The sequence below is a fragment of the Pseudomonas typographi genome (genome assembly GCF_014694385.1).
Lineage (GTDB): Bacteria > Pseudomonadota > Gammaproteobacteria > Pseudomonadales > Pseudomonadaceae > Aquipseudomonas > Aquipseudomonas typographi.
The window spans coordinates 160,748-187,155 of record NZ_JAAOCA010000006.1 but is presented as its reverse complement, the minus strand read 5'-3'; the positions used below and the strand labels follow the sequence as shown (position 1 = coordinate 187,155).

The 26,408-nt window shown below is 63.5% G+C and carries 25 protein-coding genes and 1 tRNA gene; 13 read left to right on the top strand and 13 right to left on the bottom strand.

What is annotated here, in order from left to right; genetic code table 11:
- Positions 1–31 precede the first annotated feature (31 nt).
- A complete protein-coding gene (locus HAQ05_RS06600) occupies positions 32–1,657 on the top strand; it encodes an FAD-dependent oxidoreductase (protein ID WP_202988045.1) in 1,626 nt (541 codons plus the stop codon).
- Between the two features lie 52 nt (positions 1,658–1,709).
- Here the strand turns inward: HAQ05_RS06600 and HAQ05_RS06595 are convergent, their stop codons facing one another.
- Positions 1,710–2,498: an SDR family NAD(P)-dependent oxidoreductase gene (locus HAQ05_RS06595; protein ID WP_190418633.1), complete on the bottom strand. Its 789-nt coding sequence runs from the start codon at positions 2,496–2,498 to the stop codon at positions 1,710–1,712.
- A 106-nt stretch (positions 2,499–2,604) separates the two neighbouring features.
- Here HAQ05_RS06595 and HAQ05_RS06590 point away from each other — a divergent pair, with 106 nt between their 5' ends.
- The 5 genes from HAQ05_RS06590 (at position 2,605) to glnT (ending at position 8,099) form a co-directional block, all read left to right on the top strand.
- Positions 2,605–3,405 (top strand): amino acid ABC transporter ATP-binding protein, encoded by an 801-nt coding sequence (locus HAQ05_RS06590; RefSeq protein ID WP_190418631.1) that lies wholly within the window; start codon positions 2,605–2,607, stop codon positions 3,403–3,405.
- Between the two features lie 89 nt (positions 3,406–3,494).
- The gene (locus tag HAQ05_RS06585; RefSeq protein ID WP_190418629.1) at positions 3,495–4,430 is read left to right on the top strand and encodes an amino acid ABC transporter permease; all 936 of its coding nucleotides are present in this window, start codon (positions 3,495–3,497) and stop codon (positions 4,428–4,430) included.
- 62 nt (positions 4,431–4,492) lie between these two features.
- A complete protein-coding gene (locus tag HAQ05_RS06580; RefSeq protein WP_190418627.1) occupies positions 4,493–5,665 on the top strand; it encodes an aromatic ring-hydroxylating oxygenase subunit alpha in 1,173 nt (390 codons plus the stop codon).
- Between the two features lie 49 nt (positions 5,666–5,714).
- Entirely contained in the window at positions 5,715–6,695 is a 981-nt protein-coding gene (locus HAQ05_RS06575; protein ID WP_190418626.1) for an aldo/keto reductase, read from the top strand.
- Between the two features lie 42 nt (positions 6,696–6,737).
- The gene (gene glnT / locus HAQ05_RS06570) at positions 6,738–8,099 is read left to right on the top strand and encodes a type III glutamate--ammonia ligase (protein ID WP_190418624.1); all 1,362 of its coding nucleotides are present in this window, start codon (positions 6,738–6,740) and stop codon (positions 8,097–8,099) included.
- Positions 8,100–8,503: 404 nt separating this feature from the next.
- Here the strand turns inward: glnT and ychF are convergent, their stop codons facing one another.
- The 8 genes from ychF to HAQ05_RS06530 all read right to left on the bottom strand — a co-directional run bounded on the left by ychF (position 8,504) and on the right by HAQ05_RS06530 (position 15,320).
- Positions 8,504–9,604, bottom strand: coding sequence for a redox-regulated ATPase YchF (gene ychF, locus HAQ05_RS06565; RefSeq protein ID WP_190418622.1), 1,101 nt, complete (start codon positions 9,602–9,604; stop codon positions 8,504–8,506).
- A gap of 21 nt (positions 9,605–9,625) precedes the next feature.
- Entirely contained in the window at positions 9,626–10,210 is a 585-nt protein-coding gene (gene pth / locus HAQ05_RS06560) for an aminoacyl-tRNA hydrolase (protein WP_190418620.1), read from the bottom strand.
- Positions 10,211–10,276: 66 nt separating this feature from the next.
- Positions 10,277–10,885, bottom strand: coding sequence for a 50S ribosomal protein L25/general stress protein Ctc (locus HAQ05_RS06555; RefSeq protein WP_190418619.1), 609 nt, complete (start codon positions 10,883–10,885; stop codon positions 10,277–10,279).
- 133 nt (positions 10,886–11,018) lie between these two features.
- On the bottom strand, positions 11,019–11,960 hold the full coding sequence (locus HAQ05_RS06550; protein ID WP_190418617.1) for a ribose-phosphate diphosphokinase: 942 nt from the start codon (positions 11,958–11,960) through the stop codon (positions 11,019–11,021).
- Positions 11,961–12,008: 48 nt separating this feature from the next.
- Positions 12,009–12,083 (bottom strand) — tRNA-Gln (locus tag HAQ05_RS06545).
- A 34-nt stretch (positions 12,084–12,117) separates the two neighbouring features.
- Positions 12,118–12,969 (bottom strand): 4-(cytidine 5'-diphospho)-2-C-methyl-D-erythritol kinase, encoded by an 852-nt coding sequence (gene ispE, locus HAQ05_RS06540; protein WP_190418615.1) that lies wholly within the window; start codon positions 12,967–12,969, stop codon positions 12,118–12,120.
- Positions 12,970–12,971: 2 nt separating this feature from the next.
- Positions 12,972–13,589, bottom strand: a complete 618-nt coding sequence (lolB, locus tag HAQ05_RS06535; protein WP_190418613.1) for a lipoprotein insertase outer membrane protein LolB — start codon at positions 13,587–13,589, stop codon at positions 12,972–12,974.
- Between the two features lie 3 nt (positions 13,590–13,592).
- On the bottom strand, positions 13,593–15,320 hold the full coding sequence (locus HAQ05_RS06530; protein WP_190418611.1) for a tetratricopeptide repeat protein: 1,728 nt from the start codon (positions 15,318–15,320) through the stop codon (positions 13,593–13,595).
- A 178-nt stretch (positions 15,321–15,498) separates the two neighbouring features.
- Between HAQ05_RS06530 and hemA the strand changes: the two genes are divergently transcribed.
- From hemA to HAQ05_RS06500, 6 genes are all read left to right on the top strand, one after another.
- Positions 15,499–16,776, top strand: coding sequence for a glutamyl-tRNA reductase (gene hemA / locus HAQ05_RS06525; protein WP_190418609.1), 1,278 nt, complete (start codon positions 15,499–15,501; stop codon positions 16,774–16,776).
- The gene (gene prfA, locus HAQ05_RS06520) at positions 16,773–17,855 is read left to right on the top strand and encodes a peptide chain release factor 1 (RefSeq protein WP_190418607.1); all 1,083 of its coding nucleotides are present in this window, start codon (positions 16,773–16,775) and stop codon (positions 17,853–17,855) included. The genes hemA and prfA overlap by 4 nt, the downstream gene beginning before the upstream one ends.
- Entirely contained in the window at positions 17,856–18,686 is an 831-nt protein-coding gene (gene prmC / locus HAQ05_RS06515; protein WP_190418605.1) for a peptide chain release factor N(5)-glutamine methyltransferase, read from the top strand.
- Positions 18,680–19,438, top strand: coding sequence for a molybdopterin-synthase adenylyltransferase MoeB (locus tag HAQ05_RS06510; RefSeq protein WP_190418603.1), 759 nt, complete (start codon positions 18,680–18,682; stop codon positions 19,436–19,438). Before prmC ends, HAQ05_RS06510 begins: the two co-directional genes overlap by 7 nt.
- On the top strand, positions 19,428–20,222 hold the full coding sequence (gene murI / locus HAQ05_RS06505) for a glutamate racemase (RefSeq protein WP_190418602.1): 795 nt from the start codon (positions 19,428–19,430) through the stop codon (positions 20,220–20,222). The genes HAQ05_RS06510 and murI overlap by 11 nt, the downstream gene beginning before the upstream one ends.
- 100 nt (positions 20,223–20,322) lie before the next feature.
- Complete coding sequence (locus tag HAQ05_RS06500) at positions 20,323–20,841, top strand: acyloxyacyl hydrolase (RefSeq protein ID WP_190418600.1); 519 nt, start codon at positions 20,323–20,325, stop codon at positions 20,839–20,841.
- Between the two features lie 28 nt (positions 20,842–20,869).
- Here HAQ05_RS06500 and phrB read toward each other — a convergent pair whose 3' ends face one another.
- From phrB to HAQ05_RS06480, 4 genes are all read right to left on the bottom strand, one after another.
- Positions 20,870–22,300, bottom strand: a complete 1,431-nt coding sequence (gene phrB, locus HAQ05_RS06495; protein WP_190418599.1) for a deoxyribodipyrimidine photo-lyase — start codon at positions 22,298–22,300, stop codon at positions 20,870–20,872.
- A 7-nt stretch (positions 22,301–22,307) separates the two neighbouring features.
- Positions 22,308–23,240, bottom strand: coding sequence for a MerR family transcriptional regulator (locus tag HAQ05_RS06490; RefSeq protein WP_190418597.1), 933 nt, complete (start codon positions 23,238–23,240; stop codon positions 22,308–22,310).
- Positions 23,241–23,243: 3 nt separating this feature from the next.
- On the bottom strand, positions 23,244–24,206 hold the full coding sequence (locus tag HAQ05_RS06485) for a YbgA family protein (RefSeq protein ID WP_338050135.1): 963 nt from the start codon (positions 24,204–24,206) through the stop codon (positions 23,244–23,246).
- A 110-nt stretch (positions 24,207–24,316) separates the two neighbouring features.
- Positions 24,317–25,306, bottom strand: coding sequence for an NAD(P)/FAD-dependent oxidoreductase (locus HAQ05_RS06480; RefSeq protein ID WP_190418595.1), 990 nt, complete (start codon positions 25,304–25,306; stop codon positions 24,317–24,319).
- A 191-nt stretch (positions 25,307–25,497) separates the two neighbouring features.
- Between HAQ05_RS06480 and HAQ05_RS06475 the strand changes: the two genes are divergently transcribed.
- The gene (locus HAQ05_RS06475; protein ID WP_190418593.1) at positions 25,498–26,400 is read left to right on the top strand and encodes a TIGR01777 family oxidoreductase; all 903 of its coding nucleotides are present in this window, start codon (positions 25,498–25,500) and stop codon (positions 26,398–26,400) included.
- Positions 26,401–26,408: the final 8 nt, after the last annotated feature.

The following is a 26,408-nucleotide window of genomic DNA, read 5'->3' as shown; positions in this document are numbered from 1 at the left end:
CCCCGCGGTGGCTCGCCCCCGGCCACCGGCGGTGCCTGACCAAATGCTGGAGTGCGACGTGCTGGTGGTGGGGTCCGGCTCTGCCGCCCTGGCGGCCGCCCTCACCGCCGCGGCAGGCGGGCTGAAGGTGCGGGTGCTGGAGAAAACCCAGTGGCTCGGCGGCACCAGTGCGATGTCGGGGGGCGCGACCTGGGTCCCCGGCAACCACCACGCCCGCGCCGCCGGCCTGGCTGATAGCGCCGGCGAGGCCCTGGCCTACCTGCGTGCCAGCGCCCCCCCGGGGTGGCAGCAAAGCGAAGACCTACTCTGGCAACGCTTCAGCGCCGAGGCCGGGCCGATGCTGGCCAGCCTCGAAGCGCATTCACCCTTGCGTTTCGCATTGACTACAGAGCCTGACCCGCTGCTGCACCTGCCGGGCGCCAAGGCAGGCGGGCGCATGCTCGCACCGCGCTCGTTGCGCACGCGCGGCTTGGGCTTGGGTGCGCTAGCCAAGCGGCTGCGGCCTTCACCCCTGCCGCAGTGCTACAGCTATCAGGAAATCATCGGCCTGGACGTTTACCACCACCCGTTCGCCGCTGCGCTGCGGCTGGCGCCCCAGCTTATCTGGCGCAGCCTGACCGGTACCCGTAGTAAAGGCGCGGCGCTCATTCTCGGCCTTCTGGCCGGTTGCAAGCGGCACGGCTGCGCCTTCGAAGTGGGGGCCCGGGTTAGCGAGCTGACCCAGGATGCAGAGGGGCGGGTGAGCGGGGCGTGGGCCGAACAGGGCGGGCGCTGGCTACGTGTTCACGCCCGCCGCGGGGTCATCCTTGCCAGCGGCGGTTTCGAGTGGGATGCCGAACGCCTGGCGCGGCACTTTCCTGGGCCGCTGGACTTCATCGCCAGTCCCCGCAGCAACGAAGGCGACGGCCAGCGCATGGCTGAGGCCGTGGGCGCACAATTGGCCCATATGGACCAGGCCAACATCAACCCGGCCATGCCCTGGCGTTATGAGGGCCGCGCCCACAGCCTGGCGGTGTTCTTTCACTATGAGCCCAACGCGATCATCGTGAACCGCCATGGCCGGCGCTTCGTCAACGAGTTTACGTTCAATATCGGTGAGGCGCTCGATGAGCGCGAGCGCCCGGGTGACGGCCCATTGCAGTTGCCGGCCTGGGTGATCTCCGACGTTCGCCTGTTGCACCGGGCGCCGCTGTTATGGGGGTTCTGGCGGCTTGACCGTGGCTGGCTCGCCCAGGCCGATACCCTGGAAGCATTAGCCGCGCAGATTGGCCTGCCGGCAGATGAGCTGGTAGCGACCGTTGCCCGCTTCAATGGCTTTTGTGCGCAAGGTGTCGACCAAGACTTTGGCCGCGCGGCGGCCCGCGGCGCCCACGCCGCGCAAGACAAACGTATCCATGCGGGGTTGGAAGCGATCGAGGGCCATCGTTATATCGCGATATCGTTCAATCGGTCGTTCCTGGCGACCAAGGGCGGGCCGCGTACCGACGCCGGCGGGCACGTGCTGCGCAGCGATGGCAGCCGCATCGAAGGCCTGTACTGCGCGGGCGTGGCCATGGCCAACCCCATTGGCACGCGCGCGGTAGGGGCGGGAACCACCCTGGGGCCGAACATGACCTGGGGTTATATCTGTGCACAGGAAATCCTCGCCGGTGCTTGAGCCCCGCACCATTAACCGGTGGGCCTGGGCACGGCCCCACCGGCCTTGGCCGTTAGCCCGCCAGGTACCATGTGTTCACGCTACCGCCGTCGACGATGAGCATGTGCCCGGTCACGTAGCTGGCATCATCGCTGCCCAGGTAGGCCACCGCCTTGGCCACCTCGCTGGGCTCGCCAGCCCGGCGCAGCGGCAGGCGCGTGACTTCCTCGGCCAGCGCGGGTTCACGGGCCTGCCAGCCACTGGCCGCCTCGCGGATCGGCCCGGGGCTGACACCGTTGACTCGAATGCCCAGGGCTGCCCATTCCAACGACATCTGCACCGTAAGGCTGACCACCGCTGCCTTGCTCGGCCCATAGGCCCCCGCGCCAGGGTAGGAACGGTGCGCCGAGGCGCCAGCAATATTGACGATGGCACCCAAATTGCGTGAGGCCATGGCGCGTGCCGTGGCAACGCTGAGCAAAAAGCACGACTTAAGGTTGCCTGCCACTACGGCATCCCAGCGTTGTTCGGTCAGCTCCAGCAACGGGGCGGCCCCGTTAGTGCCGGCATTGTTGACCAGCAAGGCGATCGGGCCGAGGCCGCTTTCGACTTCGGCCACCAGGGCGGTAACGGCGGCGGCGTCGGTGAGGTCGCACAAGCAGACCAGGGCCCGGCGCCCCAATGCGCGGATTTGCGCGGCGGTGGTCTCTGCCGCATCACGGTCGCTGCGCACGGCAATGGCAACGTCGGCGCCTTCGGCCGCCAATTGCAAGGCGATGGCGCGGCCAATGCCCTTGGCACCACCGCTGACCAGCGCCACGCGCCCGGCCATGCGGGTCGATACAACGGTTTCATGCGTCATGGGAGTTTTCCAGAAAGGCCGAGGGATTCGGCGTTCAAGCGTGACTTTGCAAGTTCGGCGCCAGGGTGATGAACACGCTGGCTGCCCCACACCGGAGTGACACCAGATGAATGAAACCCTTTCCAGCCAGCCTCCTGTGATTTGCGCCCGGCAGGTGCTCAAGCGTTTCAAGGGCCAGGAAGTCTTGCGCGGCGTGGACCTTGCCATCGAGCAAGGGGAGGTGGCTTGCCTGATCGGCCCGTCGGGCTCTGGCAAATCGACGTTTTTGCGTTGCATCAACCACCTGGAAAAAATCGACGGCGGCGCGCTCTATGTCGATGGCGAGATGGTCGGCTATCGCCGGGCCGGCCAGCGCTTGTACGAACTGCGCGATGCGGAGATCGCCGCGCGGCGTGCGCGCATCGGCATGGTGTTCCAGCGTTTTAACCTGTTCGGGCATATGACGGCCCTACAGAACGTTGCCGAAGCGCCCGTCCAGGTAAAGGGCGAGCCCCGGGAGTTGGCGATGGAAAACGCCCGGCAGTTGCTGACCCGGGTAGGCTTGGCGCACCGGCTCGACGCCTATCCGCGCCAGCTTTCCGGGGGCCAGCAGCAGCGGGTAGCCATCGCCCGGGCGCTGGCGATGAAACCCAGGTTGATGCTGTTCGATGAGCCTACCAGCGCCCTGGACCCGGAGCTGGTGGGGGAAGTGCTCGATGTGATGCGCGATTTGGCCAGCGAAGGCATGACCATGCTGGTGGTGACCCATGAAATGGCCTTCGCCCGGGAAGTGGCGAGCAAGGTCGCGTTCATGGACCAAGGCGTGGTGGTGGAGGTCGCCAGCCCCCAGGTGTTGTTCGAGCAGCCGCGCCAGCCACGTACCCGGGCGTTTTTGTCGAAGGTTATTTCCTCGGCCGGGCGCGCTTAGCACTTGCATTAGTTAATCGATTGATTAATAGTGTCGCGAAAGCAAGTCGCTTGGCGCCACGGTTGCAGCTGATATTCGAGAGGCAGGCCATGACAGGATTAACCCCAGGCGACACTTCAGCCCATACCACGCACGGTGTGGCCAGGGCCCAACCGCTGGCGCGCGATCGGGCTTGGGACGAGCAATTTCCGGAGGACCAATTGGTCGTGGTACGCCAGCGCCACCCCGGGCGTTGGGTGTTCGCCACGGTGCTGGCGTTGTTGGCCGTGGCGATGCTGCGTTTGGTCGTTTCCAACCCCAATTTCGCCTGGCCTACCGTGGCCCATTACTTATTCAACCCGACCATCCTCAGCGGTATGTGGGTCACTTGCTGGCTCACGGTGGTGACCATGCTGCTGGGCGTGCTGCTCGGGGTGGCTCTGGCGGTGATGCGCTTGTCGCGCAACCCCTTGATCGCCGGGGCCAGCGCTAGCTTCATCTGGTTCTTTCGCGGCACACCGGTGCTGGTGCAGATTATCTTCTGGTACAACCTGGCGATCCTGTTCCCGGAGGTTCACCTGGCGGTGCCATTTGGCCCGACACTGTTCAGCGCGTCGATGAACGACCTGATCACGCCGTTCACCGCGGCGATACTTGGCCTTGGCTTGAACGAAGCGGCGTACATGGCCGAAATCGTGCGGGCCGGCATCGCCTCGGTGGACGAAGGCCAACAGGAAGCGTCGCGCGCCCTTGGCATGCGCGAGCTGAAAGTGATGCGGCGGATCATCCTGCCGCAAGCCATGCCCTTCGTGATACCGCCGACCGGCAACGAAACCATCGGCATGCTCAAAATGACCTCGCTGGTCAGCGTGATTTCGCTCTCCGATGTGCTCTATTCGGCACAGACCATCTATTCGCGTACCTACGAAACCATTCCGCTGCTGCTGGTCGCCTGCTTCTGGTACCTGCTGGCCACCAGCGTGTTGAGCCTGTTGCAACGCCGTATCGAACGGCACTTCGACAAGGGCCGCCGAGAGCCCGGTTGATTCATAACGCCCCTTGCCCTGCCGTAATACGCACCGCCGCACAGCGTTCAGGAGTTGCCAGCATGACCGAATTGATCAGCACCGACATCACCGACCCCACCCAGGGGGTTGCTCATCTGATCGAGGCGCTACGCGAAGACCTCGGCAAAGACGCGGAGCATTCGCGTACCTTGCCACCGCAAACCTATTACAGCCCAGCCTTCTTTGCCCTGGAACAGGCCAAGGTGTTCCGTGCGGACTGGATGTGCATCGGCCACGTTGCACAACTGGCTAACGTCGGCGATTATTTTTCCATCAACATCCTTGGCGAGCCGCTGCTGGCCGTGCGTTCGGCCGAAGGCATCGCGGTGATGTCGCGGGTATGCCTGCACCGCTGGATGCCCATCGTCGAAGGCGCCGGCAACGCACGCGGCTTCGCCTGCCCCTTCCACCATTGGAGCTATGGCCTGGACGGCCAGATGCTCGGGGCCCCGAGCATGGAGCAGGCCGCGGGCTTCGATGCCAAAGCGCTGCGCTTGCCACGGGTACGCAGCGAGGTCGTCAGCGGCCTGATCTTCATCACCTTCTCCGACGCGGTCGCATCCATTGGTGATCGGCTGCACGACCTGGTGCCGTTGCTGGGCAAGTATCACTTGGCGGACCTCGGCGTTGCCTTCACCCTCGATTACGACTGTGACTTCAACTGGAAGATCGCTGCCGAAACCTTCATGGAGTGCTACCACCATAGCGCCGTGCACCGCGGCACCCTGGAACACAGCTTTCCCGGCAGGCTCAGCTCGATCGGGGAGGGCGGCGAGGGCTGGAGCATCTGCCAGCAACCGCTGCGGGCCAAGGGCGAATTAAGCGAGATACTCACCCCAGGGCTGGTGCCGTTCGAAGGCTTGAGCGAGGCGGACATGCGCCGGATCAACCTGGTGCAGATTTTCCCCAACTGCCTACTGGGTCTGGATCCGGACCGGGTCAGCGTGACCACGCTGTTGCCCATCAGCGCCGAGCTGACCGTGTGGCACCGGGTGGTGCTGGTAAGCCCGGCGGCCATGGCCCAGCCGGACTTCGCCGACACCTGCGCGCGCATGCAGGCGCGCGGCAAGACCATCGCCGGCGAAGACGTAGCGGTCAACGGCATACAACAACGCGCATTGCACTCGGCCTATGCCGGCCCCGGGCGGCTCAGCCACCTGGAGCGCACGGTGTGGCAGCAAGCCAACTACCTGCGTTCTCGGCTGCTCGATTGACCCCAGCCGGTGGGCCATCCCGGCCCCCCATTGCGAAAGGAAAACCACCATGAAATATCAAAAACTCGGTCGTTCCGGCCTGGACGTCTCGCGCCTGTGCCTGGGTTGCCTGACCTACGCACCGCCCTCGCGCAGCGGCTACGCATGGTCATTGGACGAAGAGCAAAGCCGGCCGTTCATCCGCCAGGCGCTTGAGCTGGGCATCAATTTCTTCGACACCTCCAACGCCTATGGCAAGGGCGCCAGCGAGGAAATACTCGGCCGCGCCCTGAAGGACTTCGCCCGCCGCGACGAGGTAGTGATCACCAGCAAGGTGTGCATGCCCATGCGCCCCGGCCCCAACGGCAGCGGGCTGTCCCGCAAGGCCATCCTGCATGAGGCCGACCAGAGCCTTAAACGTTTGGGTACCGACTACATCGACCTCTACGAGATCCACCGGTGGGATTACCACACGCCGCTGGAAGAAACCCTCGAAGCGCTGCATGACTTGGTCAAAATGGGCAAGGTGCGTTACCTCGGCGCCTCATCGATGTACGCCTGGCAACTGTGCAAGGCCCTGTACGTGGCCGACCGCAACGGGTGGACGCGTTTCATCGCCATGCAGAACCACCTCAACCTGCTTTACCGTGAAGAAGAGCGGGAGATGCTCGGCCTGTGTGCCGCCGAGGGCGTGGCCGTTACCCCATGGAGCCCGCTGGCGCGCGGCAAGCTCACCCGCCCTTGGGCCGCTGGCACCGACCGCTCAGGCAACGATGCCTATGCCCGTACCCTCTACGACGCCACCCAGGAGGCCGACCGCCAAGTGGTGGAGGCCGTTAACCGCATCGCCACGGCCCGCGGCGTACCGCCTGCGCAAATCGCCCTGGCGTGGCTGCTGCAAAAAGAGGCCGTGGCCGCGCCGGTGATCGGTGCGACGCGCCTTGAGCACTTGCGCGACGGCGCCGCCGCCGTCGAGCTGGCCTTGGAGCCCGAGGAAATCCGCCAATTGGAAGCGCCTTACGCGCCCCACGCCGTGGTCGGCTTTTCCTGACCCTGACTGACCTACCTGATCGATGCCGATAAGCGAGCTACCATGAAAACCGAAGAACAGATTGACGCACTGGAACAAAGCCTGCGGGCGAAGGGCGTGGAATATTGCATGGGCGCCTACGTCGATATCCATGGCGTACCCAAGGGCAAAGTGGTGCCTATCGGCCACCTGCGGCAGATGGCGGCCGGCTCCGAGCGCTACACCGGTTACGCGCTCGATGGCCTGGGCCAAGACCCGCACGAGGATGAAATCACCTCGGTGCCGGACTTGGACGCCGTGGTGCAATTGCCGTGGCAGCCGAAACTGGCCTGGATGCCCGCCGACAATGCCTTCAAGGGCCAGCCTTACCCGTTGAGCACCCGGGTGGCGCTGAAGAACGTGCTGGCGCAGGCTGCCGCCATGGGCTTCGGCATGAACCTGGGCATCGAGTGTGAAATCTACCTGCTGCGCCGCGGCGAGGATGGCAGCCTGAACGTCCCGGACGCCGACAACCGCCTGCTCAAGCCATGCTACGACCTCCAGGGTTTCGTCAACCAGTTCGGCTGGCTCGACAAGGTTTCGCGGACCATCAACGAGCTGGGCTGGGATCTGTATTCGCTGGACCATGAAGACGGCAACTCGCAGTACGAATTCGATTTTCAGTACGCCGATGCGCTGACCATGTGCGACCGCTTCGTGTTCTTCCGCTTCATGGCCAAGCACTTTGCCAGCGAAGAGGGCCTGATCGCCACCATGATGCCCAAGCCCTTTGCGGACAAGACCGGCACCGGTGCGCACTTCAACATGTCGCTGTACGACCTGGAAACCGGCCGCAACGCCTTCGCCTGCGACCCCAAGGACGACCCCCGCGGCCTGGGCCTGACCGACATCGGCTACCACTTCATCGGTGGCATTCTCAAGCATGGCCGGGCGCTGTGCGCCGCTTTCGCGCCCACCGTGAACAGCTATAAGCGCCTAGTACGCCAAGGCGCTGGTGGCAACTTTTCCTGGGCCCCAGTGTTCAACTCCTATGGCTCGAACAACCGCACCAACTCGGTCCGGGTGCCGGCCGGTGGCGGGCGCTGCGAGTCGCGCAACGCCGACGGCGCGGTCAACCCCTACCTTGCCGCCGCGCTGGCATTGGCCGCGGGCCTTGAGGGTGTGCGCGAAAAAATCGACCCCCGCGAGCCCAACGAAGACAACCTGTATGCCATGAGCGAAGCCGAACGCGCCGACCGTGGCATCGAGTTCCTGCCCCAGAACCTGCCCGAAGCGATCAAGGCGTTTGCCGACGACCCACTGGTGGAAAGCACGCTGGGCAAAGCGCTCAAAGATGAATTCATCCGGTACAAGACCAAAGAATGGGAGACGTACCATCGCACCATCAGCCAATGGGAGGTGGAGCAGTACAGTTACATCTTTTGAACCCACGCGGGCGGGCCAGGCCTGGGTATGAAAAACCCCTCGACGCGTGAGGCGTGGAGGGGCTGTGTTTGCGGTGTGGGCGTTTAACACTCGCGCTCAGTCTTCCGTAGAGCATTTCGATGACCTGAGGTGTTTAACGTGCCAGCGGGGGAGGGAGCTACCGGTAGATCAGTTCGGCTCGTGTCTGTGCCCGGATTTACACACGCTACCAAAAGGGGGCAATTATTAGTCCAAACTACCCTATTTAATCGTCGGATGCCCTGTTTCTGCTTTCCAGTAACGTGCAAAGGCCCCCAAAAAGGGAAAGGCACCGTTCAAGCCGCCGTCCTTACCAGTTCCCAGCGGTTCCCACGCTGGTAGCCCTTAAAAGGCCCAGCGCGGTTCATTCACGTCCAATGCAGTGCTTAGACGTTAAACCGAAAATGCATCACATCCCCATCCTTAACAATGTACTCCTTACCCTCCAGCCGCCACTTGCCCGCTTCCTTCGCCCCGCTTTCGCCCTTGTATTGGATAAAGTCGTCATAGGCCACCACTTCGGCACGGATAAAGCCTTTTTCGAAGTCGGTGTGGATCACGGCCGCCGCTTGCGGCGCGGTGGCGCCTACGCGGACCGTCCAGGCGCGCACTTCCTTCACCCCGGCGGTGAAGTAGGTTTGCAGGTTGAGCAGGGCGTAGCCTGCGCGAATCACGCGATTCAAGCCGGCTTCTTCGAGCCCCAGCGATTCGAGGAACATGTCTTTTTCCTCGCCGTCGTCCAGCTCGGCGATTTCCGCTTCGATTTTGTTGCACACCGGCACCACCACGGCGCCTTCTTCCTCGGCAATGGCCTTGACCACGTCCAGGTGCGGGTTGTTCTCGAAGCCGTCTTCAGCCACGTTGGCGATGTACATCACAGGCTTGCTGGTGAGCAGGTGGAAGCCATGGATGGTGGCTTTTTCGTCGGCACCGAGGGTTTTCATCAGCCGGCGCGCGGGTTTGCCTTCGCTGAAGTGGGCGATGAGTTTTTCCAGCAAGGCCTTTTGGGCGAGGGCGTCTTTATCGCCGCCCTTGGCGTTGCGGGCCACCCGTTGCAGTTGCTTCTCGCAACTGTCGAGGTCGGCGAAAATCAGCTCCAGGTCGATCACTTCGATGTCGCGCTTGGGGTCGACGCTGTTGGACACGTGAATCACGTTGTCGTCTTCGAAGCAGCGCACCACGTGGGCGATGGCATCGGTTTCGCGGATGTTGGCCAGGAACTTATTGCCCAGGCCTTCACCTTTGGACGCACCCGCCACCAGGCCGGCGATGTCGACGAACTCCATGGTGGTGGGGATCACGCGCTCGGGTTTGACGATCGCCGCCAGCGCCTCCAGGCGCGGGTCGGGCATGGGTACCACGCCGCTGTTCGGTTCGATGGTGCAGAACGGAAAGTTCTCGGCGGCGATGCCAGACTTGGTCAGCGCGTTGAACAGCGTGGATTTGCCGACGTTGGGCAGGCCGACGATGCCGCAGTTGAAACCCATGGTGCTTCCCTCTTCGAAGAGTCAGGCCTTCTGGCTGTGCAGCTCACGCATCGCGCGGGCCCAGTCGCCAGCGAGAATGTCTGGCAGCACGCCGAGGGCGAAATCGATACTGGCGTCGAGTTTTTCTTGCTCTGCGCGCGGGGCGCGGCTGAGCACGAAACCCGACACCTTGGCCGCCTCGCCCGGGTGGCCGATACCCAGGCGCAGGCGGTGAAAACCGTTGTTGTTGCCGAGCGCGGCGATGATGTCGCGCAATCCGTTATGCCCGCCGTGGCCGCCGCCCTGCTTGAGTTTGGCGACGCCCGGCGGAATGTCGAGTTCGTCGTGGGCCACCAGGATGGCGCTTGCCGGAATCCGGAAGAAATTCGCCAATGCCGCCACGGCCTGGCCGCTGCGGTTCATGTAGGTGGTGGGCACCAGCAAACGAACGTCTTGGCCCTTGTGGCTAAAGCGTGCCACGAGGCCGAAATATTTGCGATCGGCGACCAGGTTCACGTGTTGGTCGCGTGCGATGCGTTCAACGAAAAGAGCCCCTGCGTTATGCCGGGTCTGTTCGTATTCGGGGCCGGGGTTTCCCAGGCCAACGATCAACTGGATGGCGGTCACGGCAGGGGCTCTTCCTTGCAGGCAGAAGGCCCAGGCTGTGCACAGTGCGCAACCTGGGCGGCACGATTACTCGGCAGCGCCTTCTGTACCTTCAGCGTCTTCAGCCTGAATGCGCGGGGCGTGCACGTTGGCAACGGCCAGGTCGTTGCCGTGGGCCAGGGCCACGAACTCAACGCCTTTGGGTGCCTTGACTTGCGACAGGTGGATGATGGTGCCGATTTCGGCATCGGCCAGGTCCACTTCGATGAACTCGGGCAGGTCTTTCGGCAGGCAAGACACTTCCAGCTCGGTCACGGTGTGGGAGATTTCGCCGCCTTTCTTCACTGCAGCTTCCTGGTTCATGAAGTGAACCGGGACGTTGGCGGTCAGTTTTTGGCCAGCGACCACGCGCAGGAAGTCGGCGTGCAGCACATGGCCTTTGGCCGGGTGACGCTGCAGGGCCTTGATCAGCACGCTTTGCTTTTGGCCAGCGACGTTCAGCTCGATCACGTGAGCGTAGGCCGCTTCGTTTTCCAGCAGTTTGGCCAGTTCTTTGGCCAGCAGGCTGATGGACTCAGGCGATTGGGTGCCACCGTAGATAACGGCGGGCACTTGGGCGGCGGTACGACGCAGGCGGCGGCTCGCACCTTTCCCCAGGTCGGAACGCACTTCGGCATTCAAGGTAAATTCGTTCATGGTGTATCTCCAGGTTGGCCTGTATGCCCCACGTTTGCGACCGACGCAGGGCGTTCGAGGCAAAAAAGCCCCGCCCGGGCGGAATTGCCAGGGCGGGGCGCTTTACATCAGTGCTATGCCGGAGGGTTACCCCTCAGCGGAACATCGCGCTGATCGATTCTTCGTTGCTGATGCGGCGAACCGCTTCGGCGACAACGGGTGCGATGTCCAGTTGGCGGACCCGCGAACACGCTTGTGCAGCAGCCGACAGCGGAATGGTGTTGGTCACCACCAACTCGTCGAGCATGGAACCTTCGATGTTCTCGATGGCACGGCCTGACAACACCGGATGGGTGCAGTAGGCGTATACCTTGGCCGCGCCGTGCTCTTTCAGCGCCTTGGCGGCGTGGCAGAGGGTACCGGCGGTGTCGACCATGTCATCGACAAGTATACAGGTACGGCCTTCCACATCACCGATGATGTGCATCACCTCGGAGTGGTTGGCTTTTTCCCGGCGCTTATCGATGATGCCCAGATCGACGCCCAGCGACTTGGCCACGGCGCGGGCACGCACCACACCACCGATGTCGGGCGAAACGATCATGAGGTTTTCGAAACGCTGGTCTTCGATGTCATCGACCAGTACGGGCGAGCCGTAGATGTTGTCGACCGGGATATCGAAAAACCCTTGGATCTGGTCGGCATGCAGGTCGACGGTCAACACCCGGTCTATACCGACCACGGTGAGCATGTCGGCCACGACCTTGGCACTGATCGCCACGCGCGCCGAACGCGGCCGGCGGTCTTGGCGGGCATAACCGAAATAGGGGATAACCGCGGTGATACGTGAAGCCGAGGAGCGGCGGAAAGCATCTGCCATCACTACCAGCTCCATCAGGTTGTCGTTGGTCGGGGCGCACGTAGGCTGAATGATGAAAACGTCTTTGCCGCGAACGTTTTCGTTGATTTCAGCACTGATTTCGCCGTCGGAAAACTTGCCGACCGAAACATCACCCAGTGGGATATGAAGCTGACGTACAACACGCCGAGCCAGATCGGGGTTTGAATTCCCCGTAAAGACCATCATCTTGGACACGCGCAGTACCTGCCGGCTGAGGGTATACCTGGATGAGTATAGAGAAAATGGCAGGGGCGGCTGGATTCGAACCAACGCATGGCAGGATCAAAACCTGCTGCCTTACCGCTTGGCGACGCCCCTGTGGCGGATCAACCGAGTGCCTGGCACTCGTTTCTTAGAACAGGCCTTGTAACGTGCGATGCAACAACGACGTGTTGCTTCCCTTTGCTACAAACCCTGTAAGGGTCCCTGTCAGAAGGCCCGAGACCTTATCAGCTTCGGCTTCGTTTGGGAAGGCCCCAAACACACAACTTCCAGTGCCGGTGAGTCTAGCGTAAGTGAATTTACTTAGCAAACTCAAAGCGTTACGAACTTCTGGGTAACGCCGCTCTACCACCGGTTGGCAATCGTTTCGACTGTTTCCCTCGAGAACGGGGCGCACTTTAATGGGCTTCGAGTTACGTGTCAACAGCGGATCGGAAAAAATTTCTGCTGTACTTACAGATACTTGCGGCACCAGCACGAGGTACCACGGCTCGGCGGGTTGCACCGGGGTGAGGATTTCGCCCACGCCCTCGGCGAAAGCGGCCTTGCCACGCACGAAAACCGGTACGTCGGCCCCCAGGCTCAGGCCCAGGGCGGCGAGGCGGTTTTCGCCCCAGTTAAGCTTCCACAGGTGGTCCAGGCCCAGCAGGGTGGTGGCGGCATTGGAGCTGCCGCCGCCGATACCGCCGCCCATGGGCAGCACCTTGCGCAGCCAGATATCGGCGCCCAGCGGGGTGCCGCTCTGGGCTTGCAATGCGCGTGCGGCGCGCACGATCAGGTTGCTGTCATGGGGCACGCCGGCCAGGTCGCTGTGCAGGCGGATTTGCCCATCGTCCCGCCGGGCGAAGTCGAGTTCGTCGCCGTAATCGAGAAATTGAAACAGCGTTTGTAGCTCGTGGTAGCCGTCGGCGCGGCGGCCGATAATGTGCAGCATCAGGTTCAGCTTGGCCGGGGAAGGCAGGGTCAGGCGTGGCGCGGCCATGTTCATTGGCCTAGCCGGCGCGGCTGCCAGTCCTTGATCACCAGCGTGACATCGAGGTCTTGGCCTTGCAGTTTGATGCGCTCGGGCAGGGTGTAGTCGCCTTGCGCGCTGTAGCGGGTGTAATCGATGCGCCAGCCATCCTGCTCCAGGTGGGCCAGGCGGCTGTCGCCATCGAGGGTTACGCTACTTTTGCTGCCGGGCGCGGGTAGCCCCCGTACCCAGTACACCAAATGCGATACCGGCAGGTTCCAGCCCAACTGCTCTTTGAGCAGGGTTTCCGGGCTGTCGGCCTGGTAGCGGCCCTGGTTGGCCACTTCCAGGCTCACTTGCCCCGGGTGGCCGGTCAGGCGAGCCGCGCCGCGGCCCAGGGGGCCCGATAGGCGAATGTCGTAATAGTCTTGGCGTTGCAACCAGTACAAGGTGCCGCTGCCAGAATCTTGCGGGGCGCGGATGCCCACCTTGCCGCTGATTTCCCAGCCGTTGATGCCGCTGAGTACGGCCTTGTTGGCGTTCCATTGGGTGGGCGAGCCGGTGCCTTGCACCGCTTCACGGGGCCCGAGGCCGGCGCAGCCAGCGAGCAGGGCGAGGGCACATACAGCGAGGCAGTGGCGCAATTGCATGGGTCAGAGCGTCTCCGATCCGGTCAGGCGCAACACAGTGCTGTGCACCAGGGGGCTGTCGGGCTGGTCCTTGAGGCCGGCGGCCCACACTTGCCGCGCTTCGCGCTGCTTGCCACGGGTCCATAGCACTTCACCCAAGTGGGCGGCCACTTCATGGTCGGGGAACAGGCTGAAGGCCTGGCGCAGGTAGCGCTCGGCGCTGTCGAGGTCGCCCAGGTGGAAATTCACCCAGCCCAGGCTGTCGAGTATGGCCGGGTCTTGCGGGGTGAGCGCGTGGGCTTTTTCGATCAGCGCCTTGGCTTCGGCATAGCGGGTGGTGCGGTCCGACAGGGTGTAGCCCAGCGCATTCAAGGCCATGGCGTTGTCCGGCTCATGGGCGATGATGGTGCGCAGGTCACGTTCCAATAAGGCCAGGTCGCCGCGTTTTTCGGCGAGCATGGCGCGGGTATAGAGCAGGCTCGAGTCGTTGGGGTGCTGCCCCAAGGCCTTGTTCAGCACCGCCATGGCCTGGTCGTTACGCTCGTTGTCAGCCAATGCCTCGGCTTCCACCAGCCACAACTGCACGGCGTAGTCAGGCGCGGCCGCGCGGCTGCTGGCCAGGCGGCGCGAGGCCTCATCGCTGCGGCCATTGGCGATCAGGATATCGGCCAGCCGCAATTGTGCCGGCAAATAATCCGGCCCTGGGGTTACCAGCGAATATTGGTCCAATGCCCGTTGCGCGTTATCGCGTTCTTCGGCCAGGCGGCCCAGGTTAAGGTGCGCCGAATCTACATGGGCGCCGCGGTCGATCAGCTCGTTCAGGTAGCCTTCGGCTTCGTCCCAGTCTTTTTCTTCCAGGCATATCAGCGCCAGCGAATAACGCAGGTCGTCGTCCTCGGGATACTGCTGCAGCAGTTGCGAGAATTGCACCTTGGCGTCGGCGATGCGGTTCTGTTCCACCAATGTACGGGCGTAAGTCAGGCGCAGGCGCTTGTCATCGGGGTTCTTGCGGATGGCGCGCTCGAGCAGGCGTATCGCCGCCTTGGGCTGGTCGGTGGCTTGCAGCAGGCGCGCCTGGAGCAACACCGGGGCGATTTCGCCGTCTTTGGCCGGGTTGTCTTCGAGCAGCTTCAGCGCGCCGGCGGTGTCGCCGTCCTGCTGCAACAACAGGGCTTTGCCGAACACCAACTGGCCGTTGTTCGGGTATTTGGCCAACAGTTGGTCGAAGCTCTTGAGCAGCCCGTCGCGGGTAGGCTTGTCGGTTTCGGCCGCGCTCAGGGCGAGGAAGTCGAAATGGGTTTCACCGCGGCCCTGGAGTACTTTTTCCATGTACGCCATGGATTCGTCGTAACGCCCGGCACGTGCCAATTGTATGGCCGCGGCCCGTTGCGCTTCGACGTTGGCCGGGTCGTTACGGGCCCACAGCAGCGACATCTCCAGCGCCGGCTGGTCGGCACCGAGGTATTCGGCGATGCGCAAAGCCCGTTCGGCCACGCCAGCATCCTGGGTTTTGCGCGCCTGGTCGACATAATTGGCCAAGGCGATATCGAAGCGGTTGCGCTGCCCGGAAAGCTCGGCCGCCAGCAGGCTGTACACCGTGCCAGGGGGGAAGCTTGCATATTGCACGGGCTTGGCCGGGGTACTGGCGGGGGCGTCGTCCTCGGCTTGCCCGGATGGCTGGCCGACAGGCGGCAGGCTTTGGCAGCCGCTGAGCACGGCAAGGGCGAGAAGCAACGCGGGGGTTCTATTCATAAAGAGGCTTTTAGGGCGATTGACCTGCGGTTGGCGGCATGATGACACAAGCGAAGGGGCAAAACCCATACGCAAGGCCTTATCCCGGTTCGCCTATTGGGACAATAGAGAGCGGTGGTTGTTCTGGAACCGTCGAAGTAGGACAATTGGCGGCTCTTTACATCGTCAGCGACAATCAATGGCCTTCCTCGCCCTGGGTATCAACCACAAGACTGCCTCGGTAGACGTGCGTGAGCGCGTTGCGTTCACGCCCGAGCAATTGGTCGATGCCTTGCAGCAGCTGTGCCGGCACACCCATAGCCGCGAAGCTGCAATTCTGTCTACCTGTAACCGCAGCGAGCTGTACCTGGAGCAGGGCGACCTGGCCGCGGAAACCGTGTTGCGCTGGTTGGCCGATTATCACCGGCTGAGCCTCGACGAACTGCGTGCCAGCGCCTATGTGTTCGAGGGCGATGCCGCCGTGCGGCATATGATGCGGGTGGCGTCCGGGCTCGATTCGCTGGTGTTGGGCGAACCGCAGATTCTGGGCCAGATGAAATCCGCCTACGCCGTGGCGCGGGAGGCCGGGACCGTGGGGCCATTGCTCGGGCGCCTGTTTCAAGCCACCTTCAATGCCGCCAAGCAGGTGCGTACCGACACCGCCATTGGCGAAAACCCAGTGTCGGTGGCGTTCGCCGCGGTGAGCCTGGCCCGGCAGATCTTCAGCGACCTGCAGCGCAGCCAGGCGCTGTTGATCGGTGCAGGCGAGACCATTACGCTGGTCGCCCGCCACCTGCATGAGCAAGGCGTTCAGCGTATCGTGGTGGCCAACCGCACCTTGGAGCGGGCCAGCCTGCTGGCCGAGGAGTTCGGCGCACGCGCCGTGTTGCTGGCCGACATCCCACAAGAGCTGGCCACCAGCGATATCGTGATCAGTTCCACCGCCAGCCAGTTGCCGATCCTTGGGAAAGGGGCGGTCGAGAGCGCGCTGAAGTTGCGCAAGCACAAGCCGATCTTCATGGTCGACATCGCCGTGCCCCGCGACATCGAACCGGAAGTGGGCGAGCTCGACGACATCTACCTGTATTCTGTCGACGACCTGCATGAGGTGGTGGCCGAGAACCTCAAAAGCCGCCAGGGTGCGGCGCAGGCTGCCGAAGACATGGTCGCCGCCGGTGTTGGCGAGTTCATGGCGCGGCTGCGCGAACTGGCGGCGGTGGATGTGCTGCGCGCCTACCGCCAACAGGGCGAACGCCTGCGTGACGACGAGCTGCAAAAGGCCCAGCGCGCGCTGGCCAACGGTGCTAGCGCGGAGGAAGCGCTGGCGCAGCTCGCCCGCGGGCTGACCAACAAGCTGTTGCACGCACCCAGCGTGCAACTGAAGAAATTCTCTGCCGAAGGCCGCCTCGATGCGCTGGCTACGGCCCAGGAATTGTTCGCCCTCGATGAGGGCCCCACGGATAAACCCCCGCAATGAAAGCGTCGCTGCTGAACAAACTGGACGCCCTCCAGGACCGCTACGAGGAACTGACCGCACTGCTCGGCGATGCCGAAATCATCACCGACCAAGCGAAATTCCGTGCCTATTCGCGCGAATACGCCGAGATCGAGCCGGTGGTGCAAACCTATGCCGGCTGGCGAAAGGCCCACGCCGCCCTCGACGGCGCCCAGGCCCTGCTCAAGGACAGCGACCCAGACCTGCGTGAAATGGCCGTGGAAGAAGTGCGCGAAGCGCGCGAGGCGATCCTCGCCCTGGAGGCCAGCCTGCAGCGCATGCTGCTGCCCAAGGACCCTAACGACGGCCGCAACGTGTTCCTCGAAGTGCGCGCCGGCACCGGCGGCGATGAGGCGGCGATTTTTGCCGGCGACCTGTTCCGCATGTATTCCCGCTACGCCGAGCGCCAGGGCTGGCGGGTGGAGGTAATGTCGGAAAGCGAAGGCGAACATGGCGGCTTCAAGGAAGTGATCGCCCGCGTCGAAGGCGCCAACGTATACGGCAAGCTCAAGTTCGAGTCTGGCGTGCACCGCGTGCAGCGGGTGCCAGACACCGAATCCCAGGGGCGCATCCATACCTCGGCCTGTACCGTGGCGGTGCTGCCCGAGCCGGACGAGCAAGTGGCCATCGAGATCAACCCGGCCGACCTTCGCGTGGATACCTACCGCTCTTCCGGTGCCGGCGGGCAACATGTGAACAAGACCGACTCGGCCATTCGCATTACCCACCTGCCCAGTGGCATCGTGGTCGAATGCCAGGAAGAGCGCTCCCAGCATAAGAACCGCGCGCGGGCCATGGCCTGGTTGCAGGCCAAGCTTAACGACCGGCAAACCACTGCCCAGCAGTCGGCCATCGCCAGTGAGCGTAAGCTGCTGGTGGGCTCCGGCGACCGCTCCGAGCGTATTCGCACCTATAATTTCCCGCAGGGCCGGGTGACCGACCACCGCGTCAACCTGACCCTGTATGCGTTGGACGAAGTGCTGGCCGGCGGCGTCGAGGCTGTGATCGAACCGCTGCTGGCCGAGTACCAGGCCGATCAACTGGCGGCCCTGGGTGAGTAAATGACCATCATCGCAAGCCTGCTGCGCGATGCGCAGCTTCCGCAATCGCCCACCGCGCAACTGGATGCCGAGCTACTGTTGGCTGCTGCCCTGGGCAAAACCCGCAGTTACCTGCGCACCTGGCCCGAGCGCATCGTCGGTAGCGAGGCGGCCGCGGCTTTCGCCAGCTTCCTGGCGCGGCGCCGTGCCGGTGAGCCGGTGGCCTATATACTCGGGCAGCAAGGCTTTTGGTCGCTCGACCTGGAAGTGGCGCCGCATACGCTGATCCCCCGCCCGGAAACCGAGCTGTTGGTGGAAACCGCGTTGCAACTGCTGCCGGCCCAAACGGCGCGGGTGCTCGACTTGGGCACCGGCAGCGGCGCGATTGCCCTGGCCTTGGCCCGGGAACGTGCCGGTTGGCAAGTGACCGCGGTAGACCGCGTGCCGCAGGCGGTAGCATTGGCCGAACGCAACCGCCAGCGCCTGGCGCTGAACAACGTGCGGGTGCGGGCCAGCCACTGGTTCGGCGCGCTGGCTGGCGAGCGCTTTGAACTCATCGCCAGCAACCCACCTTACATTGCTACCGAAGACCCGCACCTGGCGGCCGGCGATGTGCGTTTCGAACCGGCCAGCGCCTTGGTGTCGGGCCCCGATGGGCTGGACGATATCCGCCAGATCATTGCCCAGGCGCCGCAATACCTCACCCCCGGCGGCTGGCTGCTGCTCGAGCACGGCTATGACCAGGCTGTACGGGTGCGCGAATTGTTCGCCCAGCGCGGCTTCGAGCAGGTGCAAAGCCATCGAGACCTTGGCGGCCATGAACGCATCAGCCTGGGCCGGTTACCATGCTGAGCGACGACGAGCTGTTGCGCTACAGCCGGCAAATTTTGCTAGCGCAGGTGGACGTGGCTGGGCAGTTGCGCCTGAAAGCCTCGCGCGCGCTGATCGTGGGGCTCGGCGGGCTGGGCTCGCCCGTGGCGCTTTACCTGGCGGCCGCCGGGGTAGGCGAATTGCACTTGGCCGATTTCGACACGGTAGACCTCACCAACCTGCAACGCCAGGTGCTGCACAGCCAGGCCAGCATTGGCCTGGCCAAGGTGGACTCGGCGTTGCAGCGGCTGGGCGAACTCAACCCGGGCGTGCGCCTGGTACCGCACCGTGGCGTGCTGGGCGCCCAGGCGCTTGCCCAGGCCGTGGCGGGGGTGGACGTGGTACTCGACTGCTCCGACAACTTCACCACCCGCGAAGCGGTCAATGCGGCTTGCGTGGCGGCCAAGGTGCCGCTGGTCAGCGGCGCGGCGGTTCGCCTGGAGGGGCAGTTAGCGGTGTTCGACCCGCGCCAGGCGAACAGCCCCTGTTACCACTGCCTGTACGGCCATGGCAGCGATGAGGCATTAACGTGCAGTGAGGCTGGCGTGCTCGGGCCGTTGGTGGGGCTGGTCGGTAGCTTACAGGCGCTGGAGGCGCTCAAGCTGCTGGCCGGCTTCGGTGAGCCATTAATAGGCCGGCTATTGCTGGTCGATGCCCTGGGTGCACATTTTCGCGAGCTGCGCGTGAAGCGCGACCCAGGCTGCGCCGTGTGCGGCACTGGCCATGGCGGCTAACGCGGCGGTGGCTGTATTTGATTCCGGCATCGGCGGGTTGTCGGTGCTGCGCGAATTACAGGCCCTGTTGCCGAACGAATCGTTCCTGTATGTGGCCGACGGCGGGCACTGCCCTTACGGTGATAAAACACCGGCGTTCATCCGCGAGCGTTTGGCCCGCGTGGCGCAGTTTTTCCGTGGGCAAGGTGCCAAGGCCCTGGTGCTCGCTTGCAATACCGCCACCGTGGCAGCCGCCGCCGACCTGCGCGAACGCTACCCAGGCTGGCCGCTGGTGGCCATGGAGCCTGCCGTGAAGCCGGCCGCCAGCGCCACCCGCAACGGGGTGGTCGGTGTGCTGGCTACCACTGGCACCCTGCAAAGTGCGCGCTTTGCGGCGTTGCTCGACCGTTTTGCCACCGACGTGAAGGTGCTCACCCAGCCCTGCCCGGGGCTGGTGGAACTGATCGAAACCGGCGACCTGCACAGCCCCGCGCTGTGCGCGCTGCTCGACTGCTACCTGCAACCGTTGCTGGCGGCCGGTTGCGACACACTGATCCTGGGCTGCACCCATTACCCCTTCCTACGCCCCTTGCTTGCCCAGCGTGTGCCACCTGAGGTGGTGCTGATCGATACCGGTGCCGCGGTGGCCCGCCAGGCGCAGCGCCTGCTTGGCCAATTCGGGTTACTGTCAGACACGGCATCGGCGCCGGTGCGTTACTGGACCAGTGGCGACCGCGAGCAGTTCGCGCAGGTACTGGGCCGGCTGGGTTTTGCGCCCGGCGAAGTCGCCTCGCTGCCGGTGTAAAAAAAACGTGAAAAACCCGTAGTGCACCAGTGAACTTACAAACCTATGCCGTTTTCTATAGCTGCGCCTATTTGGAAAAAACAACACAGGAAGTTCATCGATGAAGCGACTGATGGGGCTTGCCGCATTGGCGGCATTGGCGGTGGGGTACAGCGTGGCAGCACAGGCCGACGGCCTGACTTTCTCGGCAGGGGAAACCGGGGAGTCTACCCAGGTGTATCGCTTGGGTTACCAGATCGATTGGGACAAAAGCTGGTGGCAAACCGGCGCGGGCCGGCTCACGGGCTATTGGGACGCCGGGTACACTTATTGGGACGGCGACGACCACTCCAGTAACAACAGTATTTCCTTTGCCCCCGTGTTCCGTTATGAATTCGGCGGCGGCTCGGTCAAGCCCTTCGTCGATTTAGGCATCGGTGTGGCGTTGTTTTCGCAAACCCAGATCGAAGACAAAAAACTGGGCTCGTCTTTCAACTTCGAAGACCGCCTTGGCCTGGGTGTGCAATTCGCCGGTGGGCATGAGTTGAGCATTCGCGCGATTCACTATTCCAATGCCGGCATCAAAGAGCCGAACGATGGTATCGAAGCGTATTCGCTCAACTACAAGATGCCGCTATAGCCCCCTGGGCGTTGCCTGCATTCCGCGTTCATAAGTTTCTGAAGGCACTCAACGCCCGCTCCCGGCTGTGTTTGAGGTCGACGATCGGCTTGGGGTAGGCCACTTGCCCAAATAAGTCGCCTAGCGCCGCCGGGTTATGCACCTCTTTGCTGGCCAGCCCCCTGAGTTCGGGCAACCACTGTTTGAGGAATACCCCGTCGTGGTCGAATTTCTCCGACTGGCTTAGGGGGTTGAACAGCCTGAAGTAGGGCACCGAATCGGTGCCGGTGGACGCGCTCCATTGCCAGCCGCCATTGTTGGCCGCCAGGTCGCCGTCGATCAGGTGGCGCATGAAGAACCGCTCGCCCTCGCGCCAATCGATCAACAGGTTCTTGCTCAGGAACATCGCCACCAACATGCGCAGGCGGTTATGCATCCAGCCCAACTCGAGCAACTGGCGCATGGCGGCGTCAATGATCGGAATCCCCGTGCGGCCTTGTTGCCAGGCCTGCAACTCGCTGGGTGCATGGCGCCACGGTAGCGCTTCGGTTTCCCGGCGAAATGCCCGGTGCATCGAAACCCGCGGGAAACCCACCAACACGTGCTTGTAGAATTCCCGCCAAATCAGCTCGCCGATCCAGGTGATGGCGCCTGCATTGCCGCTGTCGAGTTCGCCGTTATTATGCTGCAGCGCAGCCTGCAAGCACTGCCGGGGTGATATCACGCCGGCGCTGAGGTAAGCCGATAATGTGCTGGTGCCCAGGCGCGAGGGCAGGTCGCGTTCACTGGCGTAATAGTCCAGCCGGGCATCGATGAAGTCTCCCAGCCGTCGCCGGGCTTCGCCTTCCCCTGCTGGCCAATGCTCGCGCAGGCGTGCTGGGGGTATGGCAAAGCCTTCTACCGAGTCGGGCACGCCATCGCTGGCAATACCCAGTGGCGCTTGCACGCTGGGCCGCATGGCAATACCCGGCGGGCTGTGCTGTAGGCGCTGCATGCAGACCTTGCGGAATTGGCCGAACACCTTGAAATAGTGGCCGTCGCGGGTCAGCACGGTGCCGGGCTCGAACAGGGTGGCATCTACCCATGAGGTCAGCCCCACCCCGCGCTGCTCAAGGGCCCCGGCTACCGCGGCGTCGCGGCGGGTTTCGTTAAAGCCGTGCTCGCGGTTGCAATGCACCTGCTGCACGCCATGCTCTTGGCACAGTTGCGCAACCACTTGGGGCGCTTGTGCCCAGGTAGGGGTGCTGCGTATCAGCAGCGGAACGTTCAATGCCTGAAGTTCGGTGGCCATGGCCTTGAGGTTGCGAAGCCAGAAGTCGACCTTGCACGGGGCATCGTCATGTTGTTGCCATTGGCCCGGGCTGATCAGGTACAGCGCCAGGGTGGGGCCGGCGCCGCAGGCCTTGGCCAAAGCGGTATTGTCGTGCACCCGCAGGTCAGTGCGTAGCCACAGCAACTGGCGGTCGAGGCTGGCGGCCATGGATGCCTCAGAGCAGCTTGGTCGATTGCAATTGGCGGTAGGCGTCCAAAGGCGAAGCGGCCAGTGGCAGTTCGCCCAAGTCGGCATGCAGCGCCAAGTCGCTACGGTGGATTTCAACGCAGGGCCCGGCCAACAGTACATAGCGCGATGTGCTCACCCGCCCGGCAAGGGTGTCGAGATTAAGCGGGCGGCTGGAATACAGCACCGCCCCGCGCGCGCCAAGGCGCTCCAGCGCCGGGTCCAACTCCCCGGGCGGCAACGGCCAGTCGAACACTTCTACTGGGCAGTCGGCGCTGCTGGCCAGCCAGGCAGTAAACCACAGAGCCGGCTCCAGCATCGCGTCGGACAGGTTGATGAACAGCAGCGGCGCGCCATTGAGCTGGCGGTTGTTGTGGTAGATCCGCGCCCCCAGTTTGCTGCGCAGCCAACCGAAGAAGAACGCCCGCTCAGCCGCGGTGCCCGGCTGGCCTTGCCAGCGCAACTCCAACTCGCGCAGCAGCGGCATCAGCAACTGGCCGCACAGGGTGGCGGGCGGGTACAGCGCCATGGCCTGGTTGAAACGATCATCCAGGCGCCGTTCGGCTAAGTCGGCAATGGCGCTGATCAACTGCTGCTGCGCGGGTACCCATTCACCCTCGGTGCGGTGCTGGATGCGTTCGGCAGGTTTGTTTTTGTCGAGCAGCGCCTTTACTTGGCTAACCGCCACCCCGCGGTTGAGCCAGGTCAGCACGGTTTCGATACGTTCGAGGTGCTCGCTCGAATACAACCGGTGCCCCTTGGGCGTGCGGTGCGGCACGATCAGGCCGTAGCGCCGCTCCCAAGCGCGCAGCGTCACCGGGTTCACCCCCGTGCGCCGGGATACTTCGCGGATCGGCAGCCAGCCATCGGCCAGGGCTTTGCCATATTCGGCGTCGTCTTGCGGGGCGAGTGATGGGGTCATGGTTCAAATCGCATTTCTGAGGCTCAGGTTTTCAGGGTGCGGTTGCAAGTAGACCTGCTGAGCGATGTAAGGGTCCGGATATAGGCGAAACAAATGCTTGATCAGTGTAAGCGGTACGATGAGTGGCACGATACCATCACGGTACTGCAAAATCAGGCCGCTGAGCTCTGCTTTGTCTGCGGCGCTCAACGAGCGGCGCAAATAGCCACAGATATGCATCAACACATTGGTATGGCTACCTCGGGTCGCGCAGCGCTTCAGGGCCTGCATCAGGCCGCCGAAATAACGCTGCGCCACAGCCTCCAGGCTCGCCTGCCCAGCCGTGCCCAACAGCCTACCCAATGCTTTGTATTGCAGCGGGTCATTGGCCATCAACTGGTATTTGTAGCGAGCATGGAAGCGCGTCATCGCCTGGCGACTCAGGCCCTGTGCCAGCAACTGCTGCCAGGCGGCATAGGCATACACCCGTACGATGAAGTTCTCCCGCAGTACCGGGTCGCACAGGCGGCCCGCTTCCTCGACCGGTACATCTGGCCTGTGCTCGCAAAACACCTTGGCATACACGCCGCTGGCCGTATCAAATTGTGGGGTGCCGTTTTCACGGTACAGCTTCACGCGCTCTACACCGCAGGAGGGCGATTTTTGCATAAAGATGTACCCACAAATGTCACCCAACTGCCGCGCCATGTGCTTGGCGTAAGCGGCCAGGGCGTCAGTGGCGTCTAGCCCTGGGTCCACCGCGCCGACCGCCCTTACCCGCCCGGCCGCGCCGACCAGGCGTATAGGCTGGCGCGGCGTACCCAGGCCGACGGCCACTTCCGGGCACACGTTTACGAAATCGAAATGCTTGCTGAGCGAGTCGCGGCAGTAGGCTGACTGCTTATGGCCGCCGTTGTAGCGCACCGGCGCGCCCATTAAGCAAGCACTGATAGCGACCTTGGGCTTGGCTGGCGTGGATTCAAGCACATGGACCTCGGCATTAAGTTGTACAGGCTATAGCCTTTGTACAAGTATGCCGATGATAAGTCTACCTCGCGTACACCAAGCCGGTGCCGGCGGGCACGTGTCACGATGGGTCAGTCCAAATGTTCCAGCAGCTTGCGTGCGGCCTCTTGGCCGCTCAGCCAAGCGCCTTCGACCCGGCCAGATAAGCACCAATCACCGCACACATACAGCCCCAGGTCGGCATCGGCCAGCGCGCCCCACTCGTGGTTGCCTGCCGGGCGGGCATACAGCCACCGGTGGGCCAGGCTGAACACCGGTGGCGGCATCGGGCAATTGGCCACTTCAGCGAATGCGCCATACAAGTGGTCGACCACCGCTTCCCTGGCCAAGTCAATGTGCTGGCGGCTCCATTCGCCACTGGCGTGCAGCACCCAGGTATCCAACGTGGCGTCGTGCCCGGGTTTGCTGCGGTTGGACGCTAGCCAGTCGAGCGGGCTGCCTTGAACGAAACAGCCCTGCAAATCGGTGGCCAGCGGCTGCTCAAAGGCCAGCGCCACTGCCCAGGTGGGGTCCATCTTCACGCCGGCGGCCACCGCGGCCAGTTTTGGTGCTGCCGACAAAAGCGCGGTGGCCTGCGGCGCGGGTACGGCGCACACCACATGGCTAAATGGCCCGTGGCTTTGGTTGTTGGCATCGAGCAGGTGCCAATATTGCTTGCCGCGAAAAACCTCGACGATACGGCAGCTGTATACCGCTTGCAGGTCTTTGGCCAGCTCACGGCCGATGGCGCCCATGCGCGGGGTGCCCACCCAACGCACTTGTTCGTCGGGGGACAGGCTTAGTGCATTGCCGTTGGCGCTGTACAACGTTGGCGACCATTCGGCCACTACCCCTTGCGCCTGCCATTGCTGCAGTTGCGCGACGAAGCGGCGGTCACGGGCGGTAAAGTATTGCGCGCCGAGGTCCAGATGGCCGACCTCGCTGCGCTTGCTGGCGGCGCGGCCGCCGGGGCCTCGGCTTTTATCGAAAAGGTGTACGACCAGCCCGGCTTTCGTCAGAGCCTGGGCCGCGGAAAGCCCAGCGATGCCAGTGCCGATGATTGCGATGGGTACAGTCGTCATGGATAGCCTCTTAACGTCTCATTGGACAGACTACGCTTGCCTTGCCAGCCTGTACAATCGGTAAAACGGGTATAAGTTATCGCTTGCTCAACACCCTTGTTTTATCTGAGAACGGGCACCGCCATTAGTGCGTTGCGATTGTGAAAATAGACCACATCGGCCCTGCGGCCAGACACATCGAGGTGACTGCCATGCACATTTTGCTGACCGGCGGTACCGGGCTGATCGGGCGCAGCCTGTGCAAACGCTGGTTGGCCGACGGCCACCGCTTGAGCGTCCTGAGCCGCCGGCCCGATACCGTGGCGGAACGCTGCGGGCCGGCGGTGCATGGCGTAGGTAGCTTGCAGGCACTGGGCGATGACCCGGTCGACGCGGTGGTGAACCTGGCTGGGGCACCGATTGCCGACCGCCCTTGGACGGGCCACCGGCGCAAGTTGCTGTGGGCCAGCCGCGTTAGCCTCACCGAACAGCTTCTGGCTTGGCTCGGCGAGCGCAGCCAGCGCCCTAGCGTGTTGATTTCGGGGTCGGCGGTGGGTTGGTATGGCGACGGCGGGCAGCGTGAGCTCACCGAAGCCAGTGGGCCGGTAAGCGAGGATTTTGCCAGCCAGTTATGTATCGCCTGGGAAGAAACCGCCGAGCGCGCAGCCGAGTTGGGCCTACGCGTAGTGCTGGTGCGCACGGGCCTGGTGCTCAGCGGCGAAGGCGGCATGCTGGCGCGCATGGCGTTCCCGTTTCGGTTGGGTTTAGGGGGGCGCCTGGGCACCGGGCGGCAGTGGATGCCGTGGGTTCACATTGACGATCAAATCGCCCTCATCGATTTTTTGTTGAACCGCGAAGGCGCCAGTGGCCCCTATAATGCGTGCTCGCCGCACCCGGTTCGCAACCGCGAATTCGTTCAGCGCCTGGGCAAGGCGCTGCGCCGCCCGGCGCTCGTGCCGCTGCCCGAATCGTTGCTGCGCCTGGCCTTGGGCGAAATGGCAGGGTTGCTGCTCGGCGGCCAGAAGGCCCTGCCCCAGCGCCTGCTGGAGGCCGGGTTCGTGTTTCGCCACAGCGACCTTCAGGCGGCCCTGGATAACGTTTTTTCGCACCACTGAAAGGACAC